Source organism: Micromonospora sp. NPDC051925, from assembly GCF_044548625.1.
Lineage (GTDB): Bacteria > Actinomycetota > Actinomycetes > Mycobacteriales > Micromonosporaceae > Micromonospora.
This window is the reverse complement of record NZ_JBIUCH010000024.1, coordinates 31,211-50,607: the sequence shown is the minus strand read 5'-3', so window position 1 is coordinate 50,607 and position 19,397 is coordinate 31,211. Positions and strand designations below refer to the sequence as shown.

Genomic DNA, 19,397 nt, shown 5'->3' with positions numbered 1-19,397 from the left:
CGGAGGATCCACGGGCGTTCGAGGGCCGCCGACGGCGGCCAAGTCGCCGGACTCAGATTCTGACGACTGGCGGGTCGCGTCACGCGGAACGGGTCCGTGCGGTTGGATCCAGGACATCGCCGTGTGTCCTGGGAGCAGCCGTGAGTCCATTTGATCAGCTTGCTGGCCTTGACCTACCGACCCTTCAGGTGTTGGAGGCAGCTCTTGCGCTTGGTGGCTCGGTCACCGAGGCGGAGGTGTCGGCGTTGGTCGGCACCGACGCGACGCCGTACCTTCAGCGTGCCGCCGATGCGGGGGTCGTCGCGCGGCTGCGGGGCCGGCTCACGGTGCACGGCGTACTGCGAGAGGTCTTCGCCCGACCGCTGGGTGTCGGCCCGGCCGCTGGTCAGCTCGCCGCCATGTTGAACGTCGATGATCTGAAGGTCGTGGCACGAAACCTGGGGCTGCCCGCCAAGGGCCGCAAGGTGGACCTGCTGGAGGCGGTGGCGGAGTTCTTCCTCGACACGGCCAACGTGCACGCTCTGGTCAGGCGGATGCCGGCCGCGACGCGGACGGTGTTGGAGGAGGCTGACCGCGACGGTGGGCAGATCCGCCGCTACGGCGGCAGCAGCATCGCCCACCGGAGCCGGTACACGAACCGCTACCGGCAGGCGCATCCGCTGGACTGGGCCGAGGAGCACGGGCTGGTCTACCGCGTGACCTGGGAGGACTATCAGCTGGCGGGTCAGGTCGCGCTCGCGGTGCGAGGAGCGGACTACCGTGCGCCGTTCCAGCCGAAGGAACCGTCGGTGGTCTGGCATACGCCGGATCCCCAGGCGGTGCGCCGCGACGCCCAGGCCCAGGGCATCGCCGTGGTCGGGCTGTTGTCGGCGCTGCTGGACGGGGCTGGACGTGAGCCGCTGGCCACGGTCAAGGCCGGCGGCGTGGGCGTGCGCGAGCTGACCCGGACGGCGAAGGCCCTGGGCGTGACGGTTCCGACCGTACGGTTGCTACTGGCGGTCGCCCACGAGGCCAGGCTGGCCGACCTCGACGAACGCGTGATCCCGACGGCCGCGTACGACCGCTGGCTCAAGCTCGGTCTGGACCGGCGGCTCGCGGTGGTGCTGAAGGCATGGCGCGAGCTGGACTATCTGCCGTCGTCGCAGACTGGGCCGTGGGTTCCGGAGCACCGCCAAAGCTGGTCTGCGCAAGCCCGGATGGCCGCACTGCGGGCGTTGGGTGACCGGACGACGACGGATATCGAGCAGGCGGCACAGTGGATGTGGTGGCGGCAGCCGCTGACCTTCGGCGGCACCACGACCGTGCGCGGCCTGCTGGACGAGGCGGCAACCCTGGGGATCCTCGGCGCGGGCGCGATCAGCCCCGCCGGACAGGCGCTGCTGGCCGACACGGACATCGCCAAGGCAGTCGGCGACCTGGGTGAGGTCACCCGTACCGCCAGACTGCAGGCCGACCTCACCGCGGTCGTGGCGGGAACACCGAGCCCGGAGCTCGCTGAACTCCTCGGTGCGACCGCCGTCGTCGAGTCCCGCGGCACCGCCACCACCTGGCGCTTCAGCGCCGCGACGGTCCGCGGCGCGTACGACGCAGGCTGGACCGAGCACCGCCTGACGAAGTCGCTGGCGAAGATCGCCGAAGGCGGACTGCCGCAACCACTGGTCTACCTGCTGGCCGACGTCGCCCGCCGGCACGGGTCGGTCCGGGTCACGCCCGTGGCCAGCACCCTGGTCAGCGACGACACCGCGCTGCTGGCGCAGATCTGCGCCGACAAACGGCTGGACCAACTCAACCTGCGTCTGCTCGCCCCGACCGTACTGGCCAGCCACGCCACCACAGCCGACACCATGACCGCCCTGCGCAAAGCAGGCTACGCGCCCCGCCAGCAGAACGCCGACGGCCGCGACGTCATCGAGAAGACCCGCCGGCACCGCGCCTGACGGGCTGGAGCGTGGCGAGACGGCTGACGCGTCCCGCACAGTACGTGAATGAGACGTCCTGTGACACCGGCGGGCCAGCCGTGCCGCCTCGCGGTCGTCAGGTGCCGTTGGAGACGTAGATGGAGTAGCTGGTGGTATCGGTGTCCGTGCCGTCCGCCTTGTGGCCGGTCACAGACAGGGTGTGCGTCTCGAAGTTCTGCGCCGGCGTGTAAGTGATCGACGCCTTTCCTTGGCTGTCAACCGGCACGTCCGTCGACGGGCCGTCGTCGATCTGCCAGGAGAAGGACACGATTCCCGCAGTACCGCCGCTGAACTCGAAGGTGCCGGGAACACCGGCACCGCCCGACCAGGTGCCGCCCGGATACTGAGCGCTCACGACGTAGGGCGCATTGCCGACCGTGAAGTCGTAGTCCGTCACGGGCGAGAGTTCGCCGCCCGCCGTCAGGCTCTGCACGTGCAGCGTGTTCGTGCCGTTGCGTTCGAACGGCACCGCGACCCGCGTCGACGTGCCGTCGGCGCTCGCCGGCAGAATCTGCTCCGGGCCGTCGTTGACGCGGTAGTGGTACTCGGTCACCTCGCCGAACAGTTGGGTGCTGATGTAGAAGTATCCGGTCCAGCCGATCCCCACACGTGACCAGTCGTAGGTGCTGTACACGGCGACCCTGTTGTCCCGGACGCTGAACGGCGCGATCCGCAGGTCCGATTCGGTGCCGTCCGCACCGACGCTGGTGACCCGCACCTCGTGGTAACCCCACGAACCCGGCGTGTACGTGACCGTCGCGGTGCCGTCGGGACCGGCCTGGATGGTCTCCTCGTCGGCACCATTGAGCGAGTAGCGGTAGGAGGCGACATCCGGCAGGCCCGGATGGAAGGTGAACGTCACGGTCCGACCGACGGTGCCGTCGCCCTCCGGCGTCTGCGTGACCACGGGGCCGGACCAGATGCCGAACGTGTAGGTGGTGGCGGGAGAACGCGTACCGTCCGACAACAGCGCCTGAACGACCACGGCGTTGTCGCCGGCGTGCGTCGGCGTGACCACGATGAGAGCATACGAATTGCCCCCGGTGGACACGGTCTGCTCGGCGCCGCCGTCGAACCGGTAGACGAATCCGGTCAGGTTCGGCAGTTGGCTCTGCAACTCGACGCTCAGCGGCACGCCGACTCCGTCCCGGCGCGGCCAGTAGTCCAACTCGTTGGCGTAGGCGGTCGGGCGCGTGTCGATGATGTTGAACTGATAGTCCGCTTCCATCGACGTGGAACCGTCCGACCTCACCGACCGGACGACCATCGAATGCCAGCCCGGCGTCGCCGTCCACGGCAGTACGGCGGTGTCGTCGTCCGCCGCCGGAATGGTCCTCCACTCGTCGTCGAGGTTGTACTCGTAGGCGACGACATCGTTGCTGTGCGGGGTGAACCGGAACGAGCCGACCTTACCCGCGACCTGTTCGGTGTCCAGGTTGAACTCCGCCGACTCGACGCCGGGGGCGTCGGTGACCCAGACCTGGAGGGTTTCCTGCCCGATCACCTTGTTCTTGGTGTAGCTCCGGACAGCAACCTCGATCTGGCCGGTGGCGGTGAACGTGATGGGACCGGTGGCCCTGCCGTCGACCGCCGGGAGGCGGACCTCCGCGCCATCCTCGAGTTGGTACCCGAACGCGGTGGTCTCGGGCTTCGATGCGATGAACGTGATCGTGCTCGGCAGGCCGACGCCCTTCACGACGACATCGGCGTGCGGTGCCGTCTCGGCGACCCGGAACTGGTAGTTCTTCTCGGGCCCGCGATTACCCGCCGCGTCGACGGACGCGACATAGAGGTCGGTGACGAACCGCAGCTTCGGGGTGTACTTCAGGATCGCTCTGCCGCCCGGGTGCCTGGCCGGAATCTGCCCGGAATACCCCATGGAGTCACGCCAGGCGAACGCGACCACGTCGCGGTCGCCAGCCCCGTCGAAGCGAAACGTTCCCTCGATGCCGGTGCCACCACCCGGGGAGTCGCCCTCGGGATAGGTCCGCGACGACACCTTCGGCGGATTCGCCGGTGCGGTCCGGTCCATGACGAGGTAGCAGGTCTTGCTCCACGGACCCTGGTCGTAGTAGTCGCTGGCCTGTGCCTGCCAGGCGAGGACCGTGCCGTCGGCGTACTGGCTCAGGTCGGTGCCATAGTAGTCATGGAATTCACGACGCTGGTCGGGATGGTCGACCGGCCAGATCGCGTACAGCACGGTCGGGTGGTCGCCCTCGTCCGCATCACTGGCGGTGGCTGCGAACACCGTGTTTCGCGCCGCCGGTGACGGCTTGGCCGGCGTGCCGCACGGCCGGTCCGGGTACTTCAGTTGGAGGTTCGTGACCGCGGGCGGATGGTTCACGGTCGCACTGAGTACCGGCTTCTCGAAGGTGCGACCGGTCCACCCGACGGCTTCCTGATCGGCGGTGATCCGGAACTCCAGGGTGATGCTCTTCTCACCCCGGCTCAACGCCGCGTTGAGCGTGGCCACCATGTCGAAGCCCAGGTAGCCCGGGCAGTAGGCAGCGCCGGCACCCCGCTTGGTGGTCAACAACTTCTCGATCTCGGCCGGCGGGCGCAGCCAGGTGGTGCTGTCCTTGACCGGGCGGGTCCGCCACACCTCGATGGTTGCCGGGGCGGAGCAGTCGACGACCGTCTTCTCGGTTGTCGACAGGTATGAACTGTGGACGACCGTACCCTTCAACATGGTCAGGTCGTAGGTGAAGTAGGAGCGGTAGATGTGCGTCCGGTCGGCCTCGTCGCGGGAAGCGCCCACCGGTGGCGCCACCGCCGCATCGACGACCTTGTCGTCCGGTTTCTGCGAGTCGAGATAGGCCCAACTCTTCAGGGGCACATCGAACGATTCAGCGGCCGAGGCCGGAGAGCTGGTCGTCAGCATGGCCGCCACGACGGCGAGAATCGTCATCGGGATGACCGCTCTGAGGCATCTCATGTGGACGTTTTCCTCCCCCATGGCGGCGTCTCAATCGACGCCGAGGGCGTCATCGTAGCGAGGGGAGCGCCATCCGTAGGGGCGGTTTTCGTGGGTGTCTGCGCCGCCAGAACGCGCACCGCCTCGGCGACGTACCGGTACGCGACGGCCCTCGACACCCCGAACCCCGGGTTGCGTCCACGGGAGTGATGTACGACTTGCCCGTTATGGGCGTTTTGGGTAAATGAGAGACGGCCATCGCGTCGATCCTTCAAGACGACCAAGTCAGAGAAGGAAGAGAGAACGCGATGGCCGTATCAGAGAGTGTAAACCCTGTTGACCTGCTGCGCGAGCAGATCGCAGGCGCGTCGCCGGACGTGTTGCAGGCGATGATCAAGACGTTCGCGTAGCGCCTGTCACCCAGGGGCGAGGCGTCGCTACCGGGATCGATGCCGGCTGCGGTGCGCTCGGGTGCGGTCGGCGAGGTGGTTCAGGGTGTGGCTGGACAGCGGGATCGTGGAGGGGTAAGACAGCACAGACGAGGCTCCCGGTCAGGGCATCGGATCTTGGTCGACTGCTGTCTCACCTGGAGCCTCACCCTCATCGATCGCCGGGCCCACCACACCCCCTCCGAGCTGCAACGTCAGCATGGAAAAGACCCAATGAAGAAACTGTGGCCGTGCTGTTGGCGGCAGCATCGCGGGTCGTCGCTGGCCCGGCTCGCAGCGCTGGTGTACGTGAGCCCGGACCTGCTCAGCAAGATCGAGAAGCCCGAGCGTACGGCCGGCACGGATGTCATGAGTCGCTGTGACGACGTGTTGGAGACGGGCGGAGCCCTGGCCCGTGTACGGCACTTCGTGGACCGGCACGGGGCAGCGCAGCCACGAACGGACGCGTCGGCGAGGGTGGCCGACACGGTTCATGGTGGTCATGGAGGCCCCGCCTGTCGGGCCAGTCGATTCCGACCTCGCTCCCCTCATGAACGGCCGTGGCCGGTCGCGCGTGTACGTACTTCGCGGCGGACGGGCGGATGATCGACCGGCATTCCCGGTTGCCGGGTGCACCAAAACCCCACCCCAGCCGGCACCGGCGACACCCGCGCACCACCAGCGACCATAGCAACCCCGACAAGGACCCCGACCACCTCGTCGCGGGCCACGTCTTCGACTGCTGCAGCACGTCCCCGTTGTCGCGGCCCCGCGCCGCAACGGCGGAGACTTTCTGTGGTTCGAGCGAAAGTCCGCCGTGGTTCAACAGAAGGTGTGGACAAGGGGATCGAAACAGCTTAATGTCTTCGCCATCACGAAAGTGTTTCGGCGAGGTGAACCGGCGGCGCGGTGATCCATCGACCCCCTCCCCCGCTACGGCATCCGGCGCGACGGCGCGCGCCCGCCCTGGCATTCGAACGTCAGGAAGGGACGGACAGCCAGTGTCCTCACACGATGGCGCGTTCGGCCGGCGAACGGCGTCGGTCAGCTCCGCACTACTACTGGTCGCCGCCGCCGGGCTGGTCGCCCTCGGCAGCCCGACCCCCGCCCAGGCCCACACCATCAACCCCACCGACTTCCAGCAGGTCACCCTGGCCAAGGGGGAAGCCGAGGTCGGCGAGCCGATGACCATCGCGGTGCTGCCCGACCGGTCGGTGTTGCACACCGCCCGTAACGGCACGCTGCGTCGAACCGACGCGGCCGGCACCACCACCGTGGTCGGCACGATCCCCGTCTACACCCACGACGAGGAGGGCCTCCAGGGCGTCGGGGTGGACCCGAACTTCACCACCAACCGGCATGTCTACCTGTACTACGCCCCGCCGCTGTCCACCCCCGCCGGGGACGCCCCGGCCACCGGCACCGACTTCTCCGCCTGGCAGGGCGTCAACCGGCTGTCCCGGTTCACCCTCAACGCCAACTGGACGCTGAACACGTCCAGCCAGGTCAACATCCTGGACGTGCCAGCCGACCGGGGCATCTGCTGCCACGTCGGCGGGGACATCGACTTCGACGCGGCCGGGAACCTGTACCTGTCGACCGGCGACGACAGCAACCCGTTCGACTCCGCCGGGTACGCGCCGATCGACGAGCGGACCAACCGCAACCCCGCGTACGACGCGCAGCGCAGCGCGGCCAACAGCAACGACCTGCGCGGCAAGATCCTGCGGATCAAGGTGAACGCGGACGGGAGTTACTCCGTCCCGGCCGGGAACATGTTCGCCCCGGGCACCGCGCGGACCCGTCCGGAGATCTACGCGATGGGGTTCCGTAACCCGTTCCGGATGAGCGTGGACAGGGCCACCGGGGTCGTCTACGTCGGCGACTACGGCCCGGACGCCGGTACCACCAGCACGCGCGGCCCCAGTGGGCAGGTCGAGTTCAACCGGGTGACCGGGCCGGGCAACTACGGCTGGCCGTACTGCACCGGCACCAACACCGCCACCGAGACGTACGCGGAGTGGGACTTCGCCGCCGGCACCGCAGGCGCCAAGTACAACTGCACCGGTGGGCCGACCAACAACTCGTTCCGCAACACCGGCCTGCCCACCCTGCCCGGAGCGCAACCGGCCTGGATCCGGTACGCCGGTGACGCCGGCAGCCCGCCGGAGTTCGGTGGCGGCTCCGAGTCGCCGATGGCCGGTCCGGTCTACCGCTACAGCGCGTCGAACCCGTCCACCACGAAGTTCCCGCAGTCCTTCGACGGCCAGTTCTTCGCCGCCGAGCTGGGCCGGGGCTGGATCAAGCCCATCCACGTGAACGCCGACGGCTCCCGGGGCGCCATCGACGCGTCGTTCCCCTGGAACGGCAAGCAGGTGATGGACTCCGCATTCGGCCCGGACGGCGCGCTGTACGTACTCGACTACGGCACCGGCTACTTCAACGGTGACGCCAACTCGGCGCTGTACCGGTACGACTACGTCGCCGGTGGCAACCGCGCGCCGACCGCCGCCGCCGCCGCCGACAAGACCTCCGGGGCTGCCCCGCTGACGGTGAACTTCTCGTCGGCCGGGTCGTCGGACCCGGAGGGCGGGGCGCTCACCTACTCGTGGGCGTTCGGTGACGGCACCACCTCCACGGCGGCCAACCCCAGCAAGACGTTCACCGCCAACGGCACCTACAACGTCACCCTGACCGTCCGTGACCCGCAGGGCGCGACCGGTACCGCCGGCGTGCAGATCGGCGTCGGCAACACCGCCCCGACCGTCACCATCACCGGCCCGGCGAACGGCTCGCTCTTCTCCTACGGCGACACGGTGCCGTTCAGCATCACCGTCACCGACCCCGAGGACGGCACCATCGACTGCGCCAGGGTCAAGATGACCTACGTGCTCGGCCACGACCAGCACGGCCACCAGATCACCTCGAAGGACGGCTGCTCCGGCTCGATCACCATCCCGGTCGACGGCGAGCACGACGACGCGGCGAACATCTTCGCGATCTTCGACGCCGAGTACACCGACGCCGGTGGGCTGACCACCCACCAGCAGCACACCCTCCAGCCGCGCAAGCGCCAAGCCGAGCACCTCAAGACCTCCTCGGGGGTGACCCTCTACGACAAGGCCACGGCCGAGGGCGGCCGGACCGTCGGCAGCATCGACAACGGCGACTGGATCGCGTTCGAGCCGTACCGCCTCGACAGGGCCACCTCGTTCAGCGCCCGGGTCTCCTCCAACGGCGTCGGCGGCACCCTCCAGGTGCGGATGGGTTCGCCCACCGGCACCGTGCTGGGCCAGGCGACCGTCCCGGTCACCGGCGGCTGGGAGACCTTCACCACCGTCACCGGCACCATCTCCGGCGCGCCGGCCAGCACCGGCACGCTCTACCTCACCTTCGCCGGGGGCACCGGGGCGCTGTTCGACCTCGACACGTTCACGTTCGTCACCAGCGCCACCCCGGGCACCGGGCCGATCGTCGGGCTCGGCGGCAAGTGCCTGGACGTGCGCAACGCGGCGACCGCCGACGGCACCCAGATCCAGATCTACACCTGCAACGGCACCGCCGCACAAACCTGGTCGGTCACCCCGAACAGCACGGTGAAGGCGCTGGGCAAATGCCTGGACATCTCCGGTGGGGGTTCCGCCGACGGTACGAAGATCCAGCTCTGGACATGCAACGGCAGCGGCGCACAGAACTGGTCGGCACAGGCCGACGGCACGCTACGCAACCCGCAGTCGGGCAAGTGCCTGGACGTGTCGAACAACAGCGCCACCGACGGCCAAGCCGTCCACCTGTGGACCTGCCTCGCCGCCACCAACCAGAAGTGGACCCTGCCGTAACCCGCGTGCCGGGGCACCCGCGGGGTGCCCCGGCACCACCCTCCACCCCGTTCGGGAGAGTGACATGCGCAGACTCCTTCGACCCGTTCTCGGCGCGGTGACCGCCGCTGTCGTGGTTCTTGCCGGTACGACGTCGGCGACTCCGGCCAGTGCGGCCGATGCCCCGTACGACGTGCTGGTGTTCTCCAGGACCGCCGGGTTCCGGCACGATTCGATCGCCGTCGGTACCCAGGCGATCCGGGAACTCGGGGCGGCGAACGGTTTCACCGTGACCGCGACCGAGGACGCGTCCCGGTTCACCACCGCGAACCTGGCCCAGTACGAGGCGGTGGTCTTCCTCAACACCACCGGAGACGTCCTGGACGCCGCACAGCAGTCCGCCTTCGAGTCGTACGTCAACGGCGGCGGCGGGTACGTCGGCGTCCACTCCGCCGCCGACACCGAGTACGGCTGGTCGTACTACGGCAGCCTGGTGGGTGGCTACTTCTCCTCGCATCCGGCCATCCAGCAGGCGAACGTCCGCATCGAGAACCGGGCGCACCCGGCCACCGGGCAGCTGCCGCAGACCTGGACCCGCACCGACGAGTGGTACAACTACCAGACCAACCCGCGCGCGGGCACCCGGGTCCTCGCCACCCTGGACGAGTCGTCGTACTCGGGCGGCTCGATGGGCGGTGACCATCCGATCTCCTGGTGCAAGACGGTCAGCTCCGGCCGGTCGTTCTACACCGGGCTGGGGCACACCCAGGAGTCGTACGCGGAGGCGGCGTTCCGCAGCCACCTGCTCGGCGGTATCCGGTACGCGGCGGGTCGGGCGAAGGCCGACTGCCGTCCGGAGACCGGCTACAGCAACCTCTACGACGGGTCCACCACCGGCTGGTCGCAGGCCGGTCCGGGCAGCTTCAGCAACTCCGACGCCACCCTCACCTCCGTCGGCGGCATGGGCCTGTACTGGTACAGCGCCAAGCAGTTCACCAACTACTCCCTCAAGCTGGACTGGCGGATGTCCGGCGACGACAACTCGGGCGTCTTCATCGGCTTCCCGCCGTCGACCGACCCCTGGTCGGCGGTGGACAACGGGTACGAGATCCAGATCGACGCCACCGACGCGGCCGACCGCACCACCGGCGCGGTCTACACCTTCAAGTCCGCCGACCTGGCCGCCCGGGACGCCGCCCTGAACCCGCCGGGAGAGTGGAACACCTACGAGCTGCTGGTCGAGGGGGAACGCCTCCAGGTCTTCCTCAACGGGCGGAAGATCAACGACTTCACCAACACCGACCCGGCCCGCTCGCTCGCCGGCCACGTCGGGCTCCAGAACCACGGTACGGGCGACGACGTGTCGTTCCGCAACGTCCGGATCAAGGAGTTGGGCGGTACCCCGCCAGCGGGAGGCAACACCACCGTGCAGGCCGAAGCGTTCGGCTCGGCCAACGGGGTCACCCCGTTCACCAAGGCCGGGGCCAACGGCGGACAGACCCTCGGCTACATCGACTCGGGCGACTGGGCCGCGTACCCGGGTCTCGACCTGACCGGGGTCACCTCGTTCCGGGCCCGGGTGGTCTCCGGTGGTCCGGGCGGCACCATCGGCATCCGGACCGGCTCGGCCACCGGCCCGCTGCTCGGCCAGGTGGCGGTGCCCAACACCGGAAGCTGGACCACGTACGCCGACGTCAGCACCACCCTGGCCGGGGTGCCCACCGGTACGCAGACCGTGCACCTGACCTTCACCGGCTCCGGGACCGGCCTGTTCGACGTGGACGACTTCACCCTGGTCCGGGGCGGCGGCACCCCCGGTACCCCGGGCACCGGGCCGATCGTCGGGCTCGGCGGCAAGTGCCTGGACGTACGCGACGCGGCCACTGCCGACGGTACGCAGATCCAGATCTGGACCTGCAACGGCTCCGCAGCGCAAACCTGGTCGGTCACCCCGAACAGCACGGTGAAGGCGCTGGGCAAATGCCTGGACATCTCCGGTGGGGGTTCCGCCGACGGTACGAAGATCCAGCTCTGGACATGCAACGGCAGCGGCGCACAGAACTGGTCAGCACAGGCCGACGGCACGCTACGCAACCCGCAGTCGGGCAAGTGCCTGGACGTGTCGAACAACAGCGCCACCGACGGCCAAGCCGTCCACCTGTGGACCTGCCTCGCCGCCACCAACCAGAAGTGGACCCTGCCGTGACCCGGTAGGCGGGCAGCCCGTGCCCCCGCTGTCGGTCCGACAGCGGGGGCACGTCCGGGCCTTCCGGGTCGGGCGTCGTCGTCAACGAGCTCGGAGACCTCGTGCGCGCACTACGCAACGCCGAACCGGAAGGCAAACTGGAGGTCAACCGCAGCCTCGGGCTGCACCTGGCGTACGACCCGGAAACACAAACGGTGCGGGCAAGTGTTGACCTTGCCGCGCACCGTTGGGATTCGGTTCGTGTCCGAGGGGGGACGTCGACCGGACATCCATGGTCGTCATTCGAGATGAGCTAGTGCTAACACCTTAGCCGCCCCGCCGTCCAGGCTCGCGAGCGCCACTAGCCGTGCTGGCTCGCACCTTCATCACGTTGTACGAAGTCGTGGTGCACGACGATGGTGCCGTCTACCGAGATCGAAATCGCAACCCAAGTGCGGGCGGTCGTAGGTGCCGACGGGGGCAAGGGGACCAGGACATGACCGCAGTCGGTGGGAACAGAGATAGATGGATGAGCGTCAGCCAGGGCAGCGTCCGAGGTGCATGCCTGGACTTCGATGTCAATGAGCGGACGAAGTCCGTTCCTACCCTTCCTGACGATCATCCTCTCCGGTTCTCGGCCGTCGAGCACGTCGTTCACGAGTTGCGCGTGACCGCGCATTCTAGCTCAGACCTCGACACCAATACACCCAAGGATCGTTCGTCACAATCAGCTAACAGACAAGGGTTTCTCGCAATCCTCAGTAAAGAGCGCAGCAACAATTTCTTCCGTAAGCCGTTCGGGTTCGATATATGGCAACTGCCCTGGGCGCTGGGCGCAGAAGGTTACATTTCCCGTGAAGTAGTCGGGATCCACCAACGTCGGCGCGGCGGATATGTACGCGGCCATCTTTGCATCCGGTAACTGGCTGCGCTGCACATGAAGTGCGGCCCAAGCAAACGCCACTCCTCGCCGCAAGAGCATCGGAACACGTGCCTCCCTTGCTTCGGCCAGGTCAAGATCGGGAATGCCGCGGCCATTGACGGATACTTCGTAGTCAATCGTCTCAAGAAATCGCGAGCGCTCACCAAAGTAGCTTTCGTACCAGCCCTTCAGAAGAATCGCTCCGTTGACGACTGTCCATCCAGAGTCTAGAACAGGCTGGAATTCAGGCAGTAGATCATCCTGACCGACAGTTTGAAAGAAACCTCGGCCCATGATTTTGGCCGCCTCAGCACTCATCCACGCCACTAGCACTCCTATCATCTCTCCGAGTTACAGTGCAGTTCAGTTCAGCCGCATGTGCCGATTACCTTGCCGAACACATCTGCCCCCTTGCTGAGGCCCTTCTTAAAGTCTGGGTAGTTCTTCGCAAGGTCGCGTTGGAGCGATTTCGGCATGCCGTCGAACTTACCGGTCTCGGGATTGTACTGATACTTAGGCGCGTCCCCGGAACTAACCCCCCGGATCTGCTCCTGGAAATGCATCTGCTTCGTTCCGTTCCGGGCCTCGATGTCGATCCGATATGGACCACGCTGCCAGACCGTGTAGCTCTTTCCGTTGAGATCAATCGTGCCACCGTCGTTGTGCACCAAGACCGGCGTGTTCCCGGCGAGCACATAGTACGTGTGGGTGGCGCTGACCGTGAGGTTGTAGGCGAGGGCTGTTTGGGTCGAGGACGGGAGGAGGCCGCCGACGGCATGAAGTCCGTTGGGGCTGAGGACGAGATCTCCGGGATCGAGTTGGTCGGCTCGCTGCCACTGGCGGTCGGTGTGGTTCCAGAAGGGGTGGTCTTCGGTGGTGGTGAGGAGTGCTCCGCCGATCTCCAGGTCGATCAACTCGTCTGGATGAATCCATACGTGCTCTACACGCCGCGGGCCTTGGATGCCGGATTCTGGGTCCGCAGCAAGCACTTCATCGCCTGACTGAACCTCGTCCAAGCGTTTGGCGCTGCCATCGGCCATCAGTACTCTGGTGGCGCCGCTGAAGCTCATGCAGCCGCCACCGCTGGCGGAAGGCCGACTGCCCGAACCAGTGCCGCGTCCGGCTGCCCCTGCGGCGCCGAGGCCGCCCACTCCTCCTGAGATCAGGTCATCCGAGGGCAGGGTAGCTGCCAGAGAGTCGATATACGGGTTGTACAGATCCTTGATCCACTGCCGGCAGCCATCCGGTCGGCCCATATCGTGGCAGATGCTCATCGCGAGGTTCCGCTCGTCCTGAGCCTCTAAGAAATCATTGGAGAAGGACTCCCGGCCGAACCATTCACCGCGCTGATCGTTCCAACGGCGGGCGAACTCCTCCAGTGACACCGTGACGGGGACTCGGATGACGTGGCCGAGGATCCGAGGGTCGTTTCGTCGGGTAGGCGCGGTTCCCTTTCGTCCGTTACGTCTTCCCCACCGCTGGTTTTCTGGGGTGCCGCAGCCGCCTGGGCATCCCTTGGTGGGGCTGTAGCCGTAGCAGTCGAATTCGCGGCAGTCCGCCGGGATCAGTCCGCTCGGGTCGCTGGTGGTGACGGGTGAGTTGTTGGCGTAGGCGTAGCCGTTCCACTGCTGTGGGTCGGCGAGATCCTGGAGTGGGTCGAGGGAGATGAAGCGGCCGAGGTTGGGGTCGTAGTTGCGGGCGCCGACCTGGGTCAGCCCGGTGTTGGTATTGAGGGGCTGGTTGAGGAAGCCTCGGTTGTCCGGGGTGGTGACGGTGGCGCCGCGGGGGGCGCCGTACGGGGTGTACTGACGCCAGGTGGGGACTTGGGCGGTGTTGTTGAGGTAGAGGCTCGGGGTGCCCTGGTGGTCGGGGATGGTGTAGCCGTAACTGGTGCCGCTTCCGGTGCGGATCGCGGTCGCACCGTTGGGGAGTGGGTGATACCGCACGCCGCTCAGGGTCTGGGTGCTGGTGTTGAGGGTGATCTGTTGCCCGGGGAGGTAGAGGGTGCTGGTTCCGGGGTCCTTCTGGATGAGCAGGTTGCCGTCGGCGTCGTACAGGAAGGAACTGTCGCCGTCCGTGCCGCCGGTGACGGCCGTGAGTTCGCCGGTGTCGTCCCAGCTCAGGGTCTGGCTGCCCTGACCCGCACTGCGGGTGGCCATGTTGCCAGAATTGTCGTACGTGTACGAGGTGGCACCGGTCAGGCCACCGCTGGTTGCCGTGCTGGTCAGGGTGTGTGGCTGCCCCTTGTTGTTACCGTCATAGGCGTAGGTGGTGGTGATGTCCGTGCCACCACTGAGCGAGTACTGCTTCTGGTTCTGACGGTTACCGAGGGTGTCTACCGTCCACTCGGTCCAGTAGGCGCTGGCGGGGCTGATGCCGCTGCCGACCATGCCGCGGTTGCTGCCGCTCGGCGCGAGGGCGCAGTTGTCGGTGGCGGTCCAGGCGGAGGTGAGCTGGCGAAGTGCGTCGTACCGGTAGCACTGAGTCTCTGCTGTAGTAGCCGGCTCGTAGCGGGTGTCGACCTGCTTGGTGATGTTGCCGAACAGGTCGTACTCGTATTCCTTCTGTCCGACGTCCTTGGTAGTGGTGGTGGTTTTGGTGATCTTCTGGGTCTTCAGCCGGCTGTTGTGGTCGTCATAGGTGTTGATGACGGTGGCCTGGCTGCTGCTCGCGTTGATCCGGCCGCCGGTCACCCGACCCCAGGCGTCGTAGTAGGTGGCGTTCGCGTAGGTGGCGAGCAAACTACCGGCCGTGGTCGGCAACTCCAGGGCACCGGTGTAGGCGTAGGTGACGGTCTCGGAGGGGAGCCCACCCTTGGCCGGGAAGGCGTTGCTGTACGGCTGTCCGGTCACCCCGAGGTAGGCATGGCCGAAGGTGTACGTGTTGCCGAGCAGCCCTTCGACCGCAGGAATGGTGATGGTCTCGCCGGTAGACGCGCCGAAGGCGTTGAAGCCGTTGTACTGGGTGATGTAGGCGGCGTTGTTGCGGTAGGCCGTGACCGTGGTCAGTTTGCCTATCGGGTAGGGCATGTTGGCGACTGCTGCGTTGTCGTTGTCGTACTCCCAGGAGGCGAGTTTGTTCGACGACGACTGACCGGACAGGGGTGCGGCGAAGGTGCCGGTCTTCCGGTTGACCGAGTCGTAGGTGAACGAGACGGTCTTGGTGCGAGCATCCGTGGTCTGGGTGAGGTTGCCGGCGCCGTCGTACTTCATGGTGCTGGTGCCGGCGTCCGGGTCGGTCTTCTCGATCACCTGGGCGAGCAGGTCGTACCGGCTGCTCCACGTGGTGCCTGTGGCGTTGGTGAGGCTGGCCTGGTTGCCGCGTGCGTCGTAGCCGTAGCTGGTGGCGGTGGTGGTGCCGCCGGTGAGGTAATACGTCCCGGTGAAGGAGTTCGACGGCGTCACCAGGATTGGGGTCGTCGTGTACTGGAGCACCTTGTCGGTGCGGCCCATCGGGTCGGTGACAGTGGAGGTGGTGGTGCCCCCGGCGGGTGGAATGACTGTGGTGCGGTCGCCGTTGTAGACGGTTCTGGTGGCGGAGGCGACCTGGTTGTCCCGGGCGTTCTGAACCAGGATCGCCCGGCCCGCCCCGTCATAGGTGTTGAAGGTCTGGTGGTAGACCGTCTTGCCGAGATTGGTCGCCGAGACCGGCGTGGTGTCCGGGTTGTTGGCCTCGTCCCACCAGCCGTCGTAGGTGGCGCGTACCCATCCCCGGGTGTCGTAGAAGGTGTCGGCGATCATGCGGCCCCCCGCGGGGCTGGTGCTCTGGGTCTGGCGCACCCGCATCTGTGCGTCGTAGATGGTCGTCGAGGTGGCGTAACCGCCGGCGTTGTTGAGTGTCTCGGTGGTGGTGGCGGTGGGTCCGGTCTTCTGGACGGTGTAGGTGTAGCGGTGATGGGGCGGGTTGCTGGTCGCGCGTCCCGCCACCCACACGGCTTTGACCCGGCCGAGGGCATCGTACTGTCGACGGGTCGACACGAGGTTGGCGTCGGTCGAGACCGTGGTCAGGTTGCGCATCGGCGTGACCGTCGTCGACGAGACGTGGTCCTTGGCGTTCTTGGTGGTCACGCCGATGGTGAGACCGACGGCGTTGTCCGTGTACGCGGTGGTGGACTTGTTGCCGTTCCCGTCGTACATAGCGGTGGTTCTGCCGTACGCGTCGAACTCCGCGCGGTCGGTGGTCTGGTAGACGTAGGCGCCAGCGACATAGTCGGAGGCCTTACGGACCATGGTCACGTTGCCCTTGGTCGGCGCGGCGGCCTGGGGAAACGTAGTGGCGAAGGTCGGATCGTCGTAGTAGGTGCGCACGTGGGAGACGACCTGGGCGGGCCGGTTGACGGTGGCCGGTGCGGTAAGGGTGTTGGTGCTGCCGGGCACCGATGCCGGCGAGCCTGGGGTGAAGCCGCCGCAGGCCACGGCGACCGTCTCGACCTGGCTGATCAGCCCGACTATGTTCAGGCTGGTGTTGGCCGGTGCGTACGTGGTGGTGGTGCACTGGTCGTAGGCGGCGTTGACCGGCACCGTGTGGTCGTAGGAGTGCTTGAGCAGGCCGAAGGTGGGCGAGCTGGCCGACGTGTCGTAGGTGTTGTCGGTCTGGCTGTAGCGCCAGGTGGTCGTGCCGGTGCTGGTCATGGCCTGCCGGGTCCAGGTCTGGACCGGTCCCATCTTGTTCGCCGTCAGGTCGGGCAGCCCGGTCCTGCTCCGCGTGGCACTGGCTCCGGAAACCCAATACGAGGTGACTGTCGAGGTTTCGACGGGTCCTCCGTCACCCCGGTGTGTCGTGGTTTCCAGCTCTCGGCCAGCCAGTTGCTCGATGTCCTCGTGGAGGCCGCCTGCGGAGTCGGTGACGTTGACGACGGTGGTGTTGTTGTTCCTGGACATGCCGCGGTAGTAGGTGGTGGTCGTGAGGGTGCGCGGGTCGTTGGTGGCGTCGCCGTTGCGGGTCTCGACTTTGCCGTAGCCGCGGAACTGGCCGTAGGTGCGGTACTTCGTCTTCACGACCTCGTTGTCGTCGTAGTGCCAGGCGGCGCCTCCGACGTACGTGTAGCTGGTTGCGGTCGCCGGTGCTCCGCCCGTCGGGTCGGTGGCGGTGACTCTGGTGACGGCGTATTTGTGGAACCAGTCGCGAGTGGGATCGGAGTAGCCGTCGGGGGTCCAGTAGACCGGGTAGCAGGACTTGGTGTTCGTCGCGGGGCTAACGCTGACCGGTGCCGTGCAGGGCTCTGGCAGTTCATAGCTGACGGTGATGGCGGAGCCGGTCTCGGTGGTCACCGTCTCGAGACGTTGCCGGAAGAAGGAGGGAAGGCCGCCCGCGGTGTCGACCCGGTTCGGCAGTTTCACCCCGGTGAACGACACCGATGGCAGCGTTATCGGCGTGGTCGACCCGCCCGAGGTGGTGTCGTGACCGGTGCGGGTGATGGAACTCAGCCACAGCGTGGGGGCCGTACCGTCGAGGGTCAGCGGCATGGTGTGGGTCAGGGCGTACGAGTCCACCGGCTGGTAGGTCGCGGCTGCCGTGTCGTACTGCTGCGTCTCGATGGAGGTGAGTCGGACGGTGGAGAAGAACGAGGGGCTCCAGGACTTGCAGTCGGTGCCCTCGTTGCAGATCAGGTCGAACGGGACGTCCTGCCAGTTGGCCTTGGTGCTCTCGTTCAGCGGGTTACAGGTGCCGGAGAGGCACCGGCCACCGGTGTTGAAGACGACCCGGTTCGGGACGGTGCCGTAGGCGTTGCCGTCGGTGAAGCCGTAGTCGATGCGTGCCGGCCAACTGTCCCGGATGTAGGAGACGTCCGTGGCACCCTCGTTGCGGCCGTAGTAGTTCGCCGCCTGGTTGTAGTAGTAGGCCATGGCGCTGCCGTGGACGTCCTTGACGTAGTCAAGATTCCAACGGTAAGCCATGGTGCACACCGACGACGAGAAGCCAGTCGACTTGTAGCACGGACCGTCAGCGTGCGGCGAGTAGACGGGAGTGTGGTCAACCGACTTGGTTTCCGGCTTGTTGGTGGACCAACCCGGCAGCCTGTTGCGGCCGAACTCGTAGACGGTGCCGTCCGGTTCCGTCACCCGCCAGTAGTCGTGGTTGTAGGTGCCGCTGCCGGTTTCGAAGTCGGTTACCTGCTTGATGACCGAGCCGTTGTCGTTCTGGAGTTTCCATGTCTGCTTCCCGGAGTCCCAGATCATCGACGTAGACGAGCCGTTGAGTGACAGGGTCAGGATCGGTCCGGTGTAGCAGCGGTCGTATGTCTTCTTCGGCGACGGAGTGCCGCCCGGGTCGTCCTGGCAGGAGACGAAGGTCTGCTCCACATAGCTGCGCGGCGTCGACCAGCCGTCACCCACCCAGGAGGCTTGCGCACTGGTGGCGACGGTCTGTCCGTCCACCGCGCTGGAGTCGTAGGACAGCGCCAGTTGCGGTGCAAGCTTCGACCGGGTCGGTGGCACCGTCAACGGGTACGAGTAGCTGAACGAGCCGGTGCTGCCACCTGCATTCCAGGAACCGGACGGTTTCAGGTCCGTCGCCGCGTAGGTGCCGCCCTCCCCACCTTCCTCGCCTGCACCGGCAACCGCAGCGAGCACGGTCGTGGCGGGGCCGGCAGCGCTCGCCTGACGGTCGACACCGCCTACCGTGATGTCTGCCGAAACCGTTCTGGCCTTTGCGTCGTTGCGTGACAGCAGCGGCTGGACGGAACGGCAAGCCGCCTGTTGTGGGGAGGTCAGCGCGCAGGCAGGCAGCTTGACCAACTTGAGCCTGAAGCCGTAGTTGCCGCCGTACGCCTCGGCGAAGTCGGCGTAGTCGACACCGACGCGCACTACTCCGGCGCTGGTCGCATTCAGCGTGGAGACGGTCAGTAGCACCCCGTTCACACCCGCAGCCTCGGTGGCGGCCCGGTCGAGCACGCGTACGCCGAGGCGGGGAGGGCCGGCGTACGGATGATCACGCTGCGGGGCGGGTTGTACCCAGATCGGGGTTCCGGTAGCTCTCGTCTTGCCGGGCGCACCACCGCGTGCACCGACTGATGCCAACTCGACCTCGACAGCTGTGGCCTTCGGCCAGGTGGTCCGCGTCGGCCGGGAGTTGGCTTTCGCGGCGTCCCGGGGGACGACGAACTTCGAGGTCAGAGGCTTGACTCCCGTGACGGACCGGCCAGGCGACGGGACAGGAGGCCGAGCTACGGC

Annotated in this window: 6 protein-coding genes and 1 pseudogene; 3 read left to right on the top strand and 4 right to left on the bottom strand. The window is 67.0% G+C overall.

Annotated elements, in window-relative coordinates:
• The first annotated feature begins 188 nt into the window (after positions 1-188).
• Positions 189-1,937, top strand: coding sequence for a helicase-associated domain-containing protein (locus ACIG87_RS27475; protein WP_396854378.1), 1,749 nt, complete (start codon positions 189-191; stop codon positions 1,935-1,937).
• Positions 1,938-2,034: 97 nt separating this feature from the next.
• Here the strand turns inward: ACIG87_RS27475 and ACIG87_RS27470 are convergent, their stop codons facing one another.
• On the bottom strand, positions 2,035-4,893 hold the full coding sequence (locus tag ACIG87_RS27470; RefSeq protein ID WP_396854377.1) for a hypothetical protein: 2,859 nt from the start codon (positions 4,891-4,893) through the stop codon (positions 2,035-2,037).
• A gap of 419 nt (positions 4,894-5,312) precedes the next feature.
• Positions 5,313-5,408 (bottom strand): annotated as a pseudogene (locus ACIG87_RS27465) (IS5/IS1182 family transposase); the annotation flags it as partial.
• 893 nt (positions 5,409-6,301) lie between these two features.
• On the opposite strand from ACIG87_RS27465, the gene ACIG87_RS27460 reads away from it, so the two are divergent.
• Positions 6,302-9,139 carry a PQQ-dependent sugar dehydrogenase gene (locus ACIG87_RS27460; RefSeq protein ID WP_396854375.1) on the top strand — a complete coding sequence of 946 codons (2,838 nt, stop codon included), beginning with the start codon at positions 6,302-6,304 and terminating at the stop codon, positions 9,137-9,139.
• 64 nt (positions 9,140-9,203) lie between these two features.
• Positions 9,204-11,324: a ThuA domain-containing protein gene (locus ACIG87_RS27455; RefSeq protein ID WP_396854373.1), complete on the top strand. Its 2,121-nt coding sequence runs from the start codon at positions 9,204-9,206 to the stop codon at positions 11,322-11,324.
• Between the two features lie 706 nt (positions 11,325-12,030).
• Here ACIG87_RS27455 and ACIG87_RS27450 read toward each other — a convergent pair.
• Both ACIG87_RS27450 and ACIG87_RS27445 read right to left on the bottom strand, forming a co-directional pair.
• Positions 12,031-12,543 (bottom strand): hypothetical protein, encoded by a 513-nt coding sequence (locus ACIG87_RS27450; RefSeq protein ID WP_396854372.1) that lies wholly within the window; start codon positions 12,541-12,543, stop codon positions 12,031-12,033.
• A gap of 50 nt (positions 12,544-12,593) precedes the next feature.
• Entirely contained in the window at positions 12,594-19,085 is a 6,492-nt protein-coding gene (locus tag ACIG87_RS27445; RefSeq protein WP_396854371.1) for an RHS repeat-associated core domain-containing protein, read from the bottom strand.
• Positions 19,086-19,397 lie beyond the last annotated feature (312 nt).

Excerpts from the sequence above, each read along its gene's own strand:
- ACIG87_RS27470 (WP_396854377.1), bottom strand. The coding sequence starts at position 4,893 with ATGAGATGCCTCAGAGCGGTCATCCCGATGACGATTCTCGCCGTCGTG.
- ACIG87_RS27455 (WP_396854373.1), top strand. The coding sequence starts at position 9,204 with ATGCGCAGACTCCTTCGACCCGTTCTCGGCGCGGTGACCGCCGCTGTC.
- ACIG87_RS27450 (WP_396854372.1), bottom strand. The coding sequence starts at position 12,543 with ATGAGTGCTGAGGCGGCCAAAATCATGGGCCGAGGTTTCTTTCAAACT.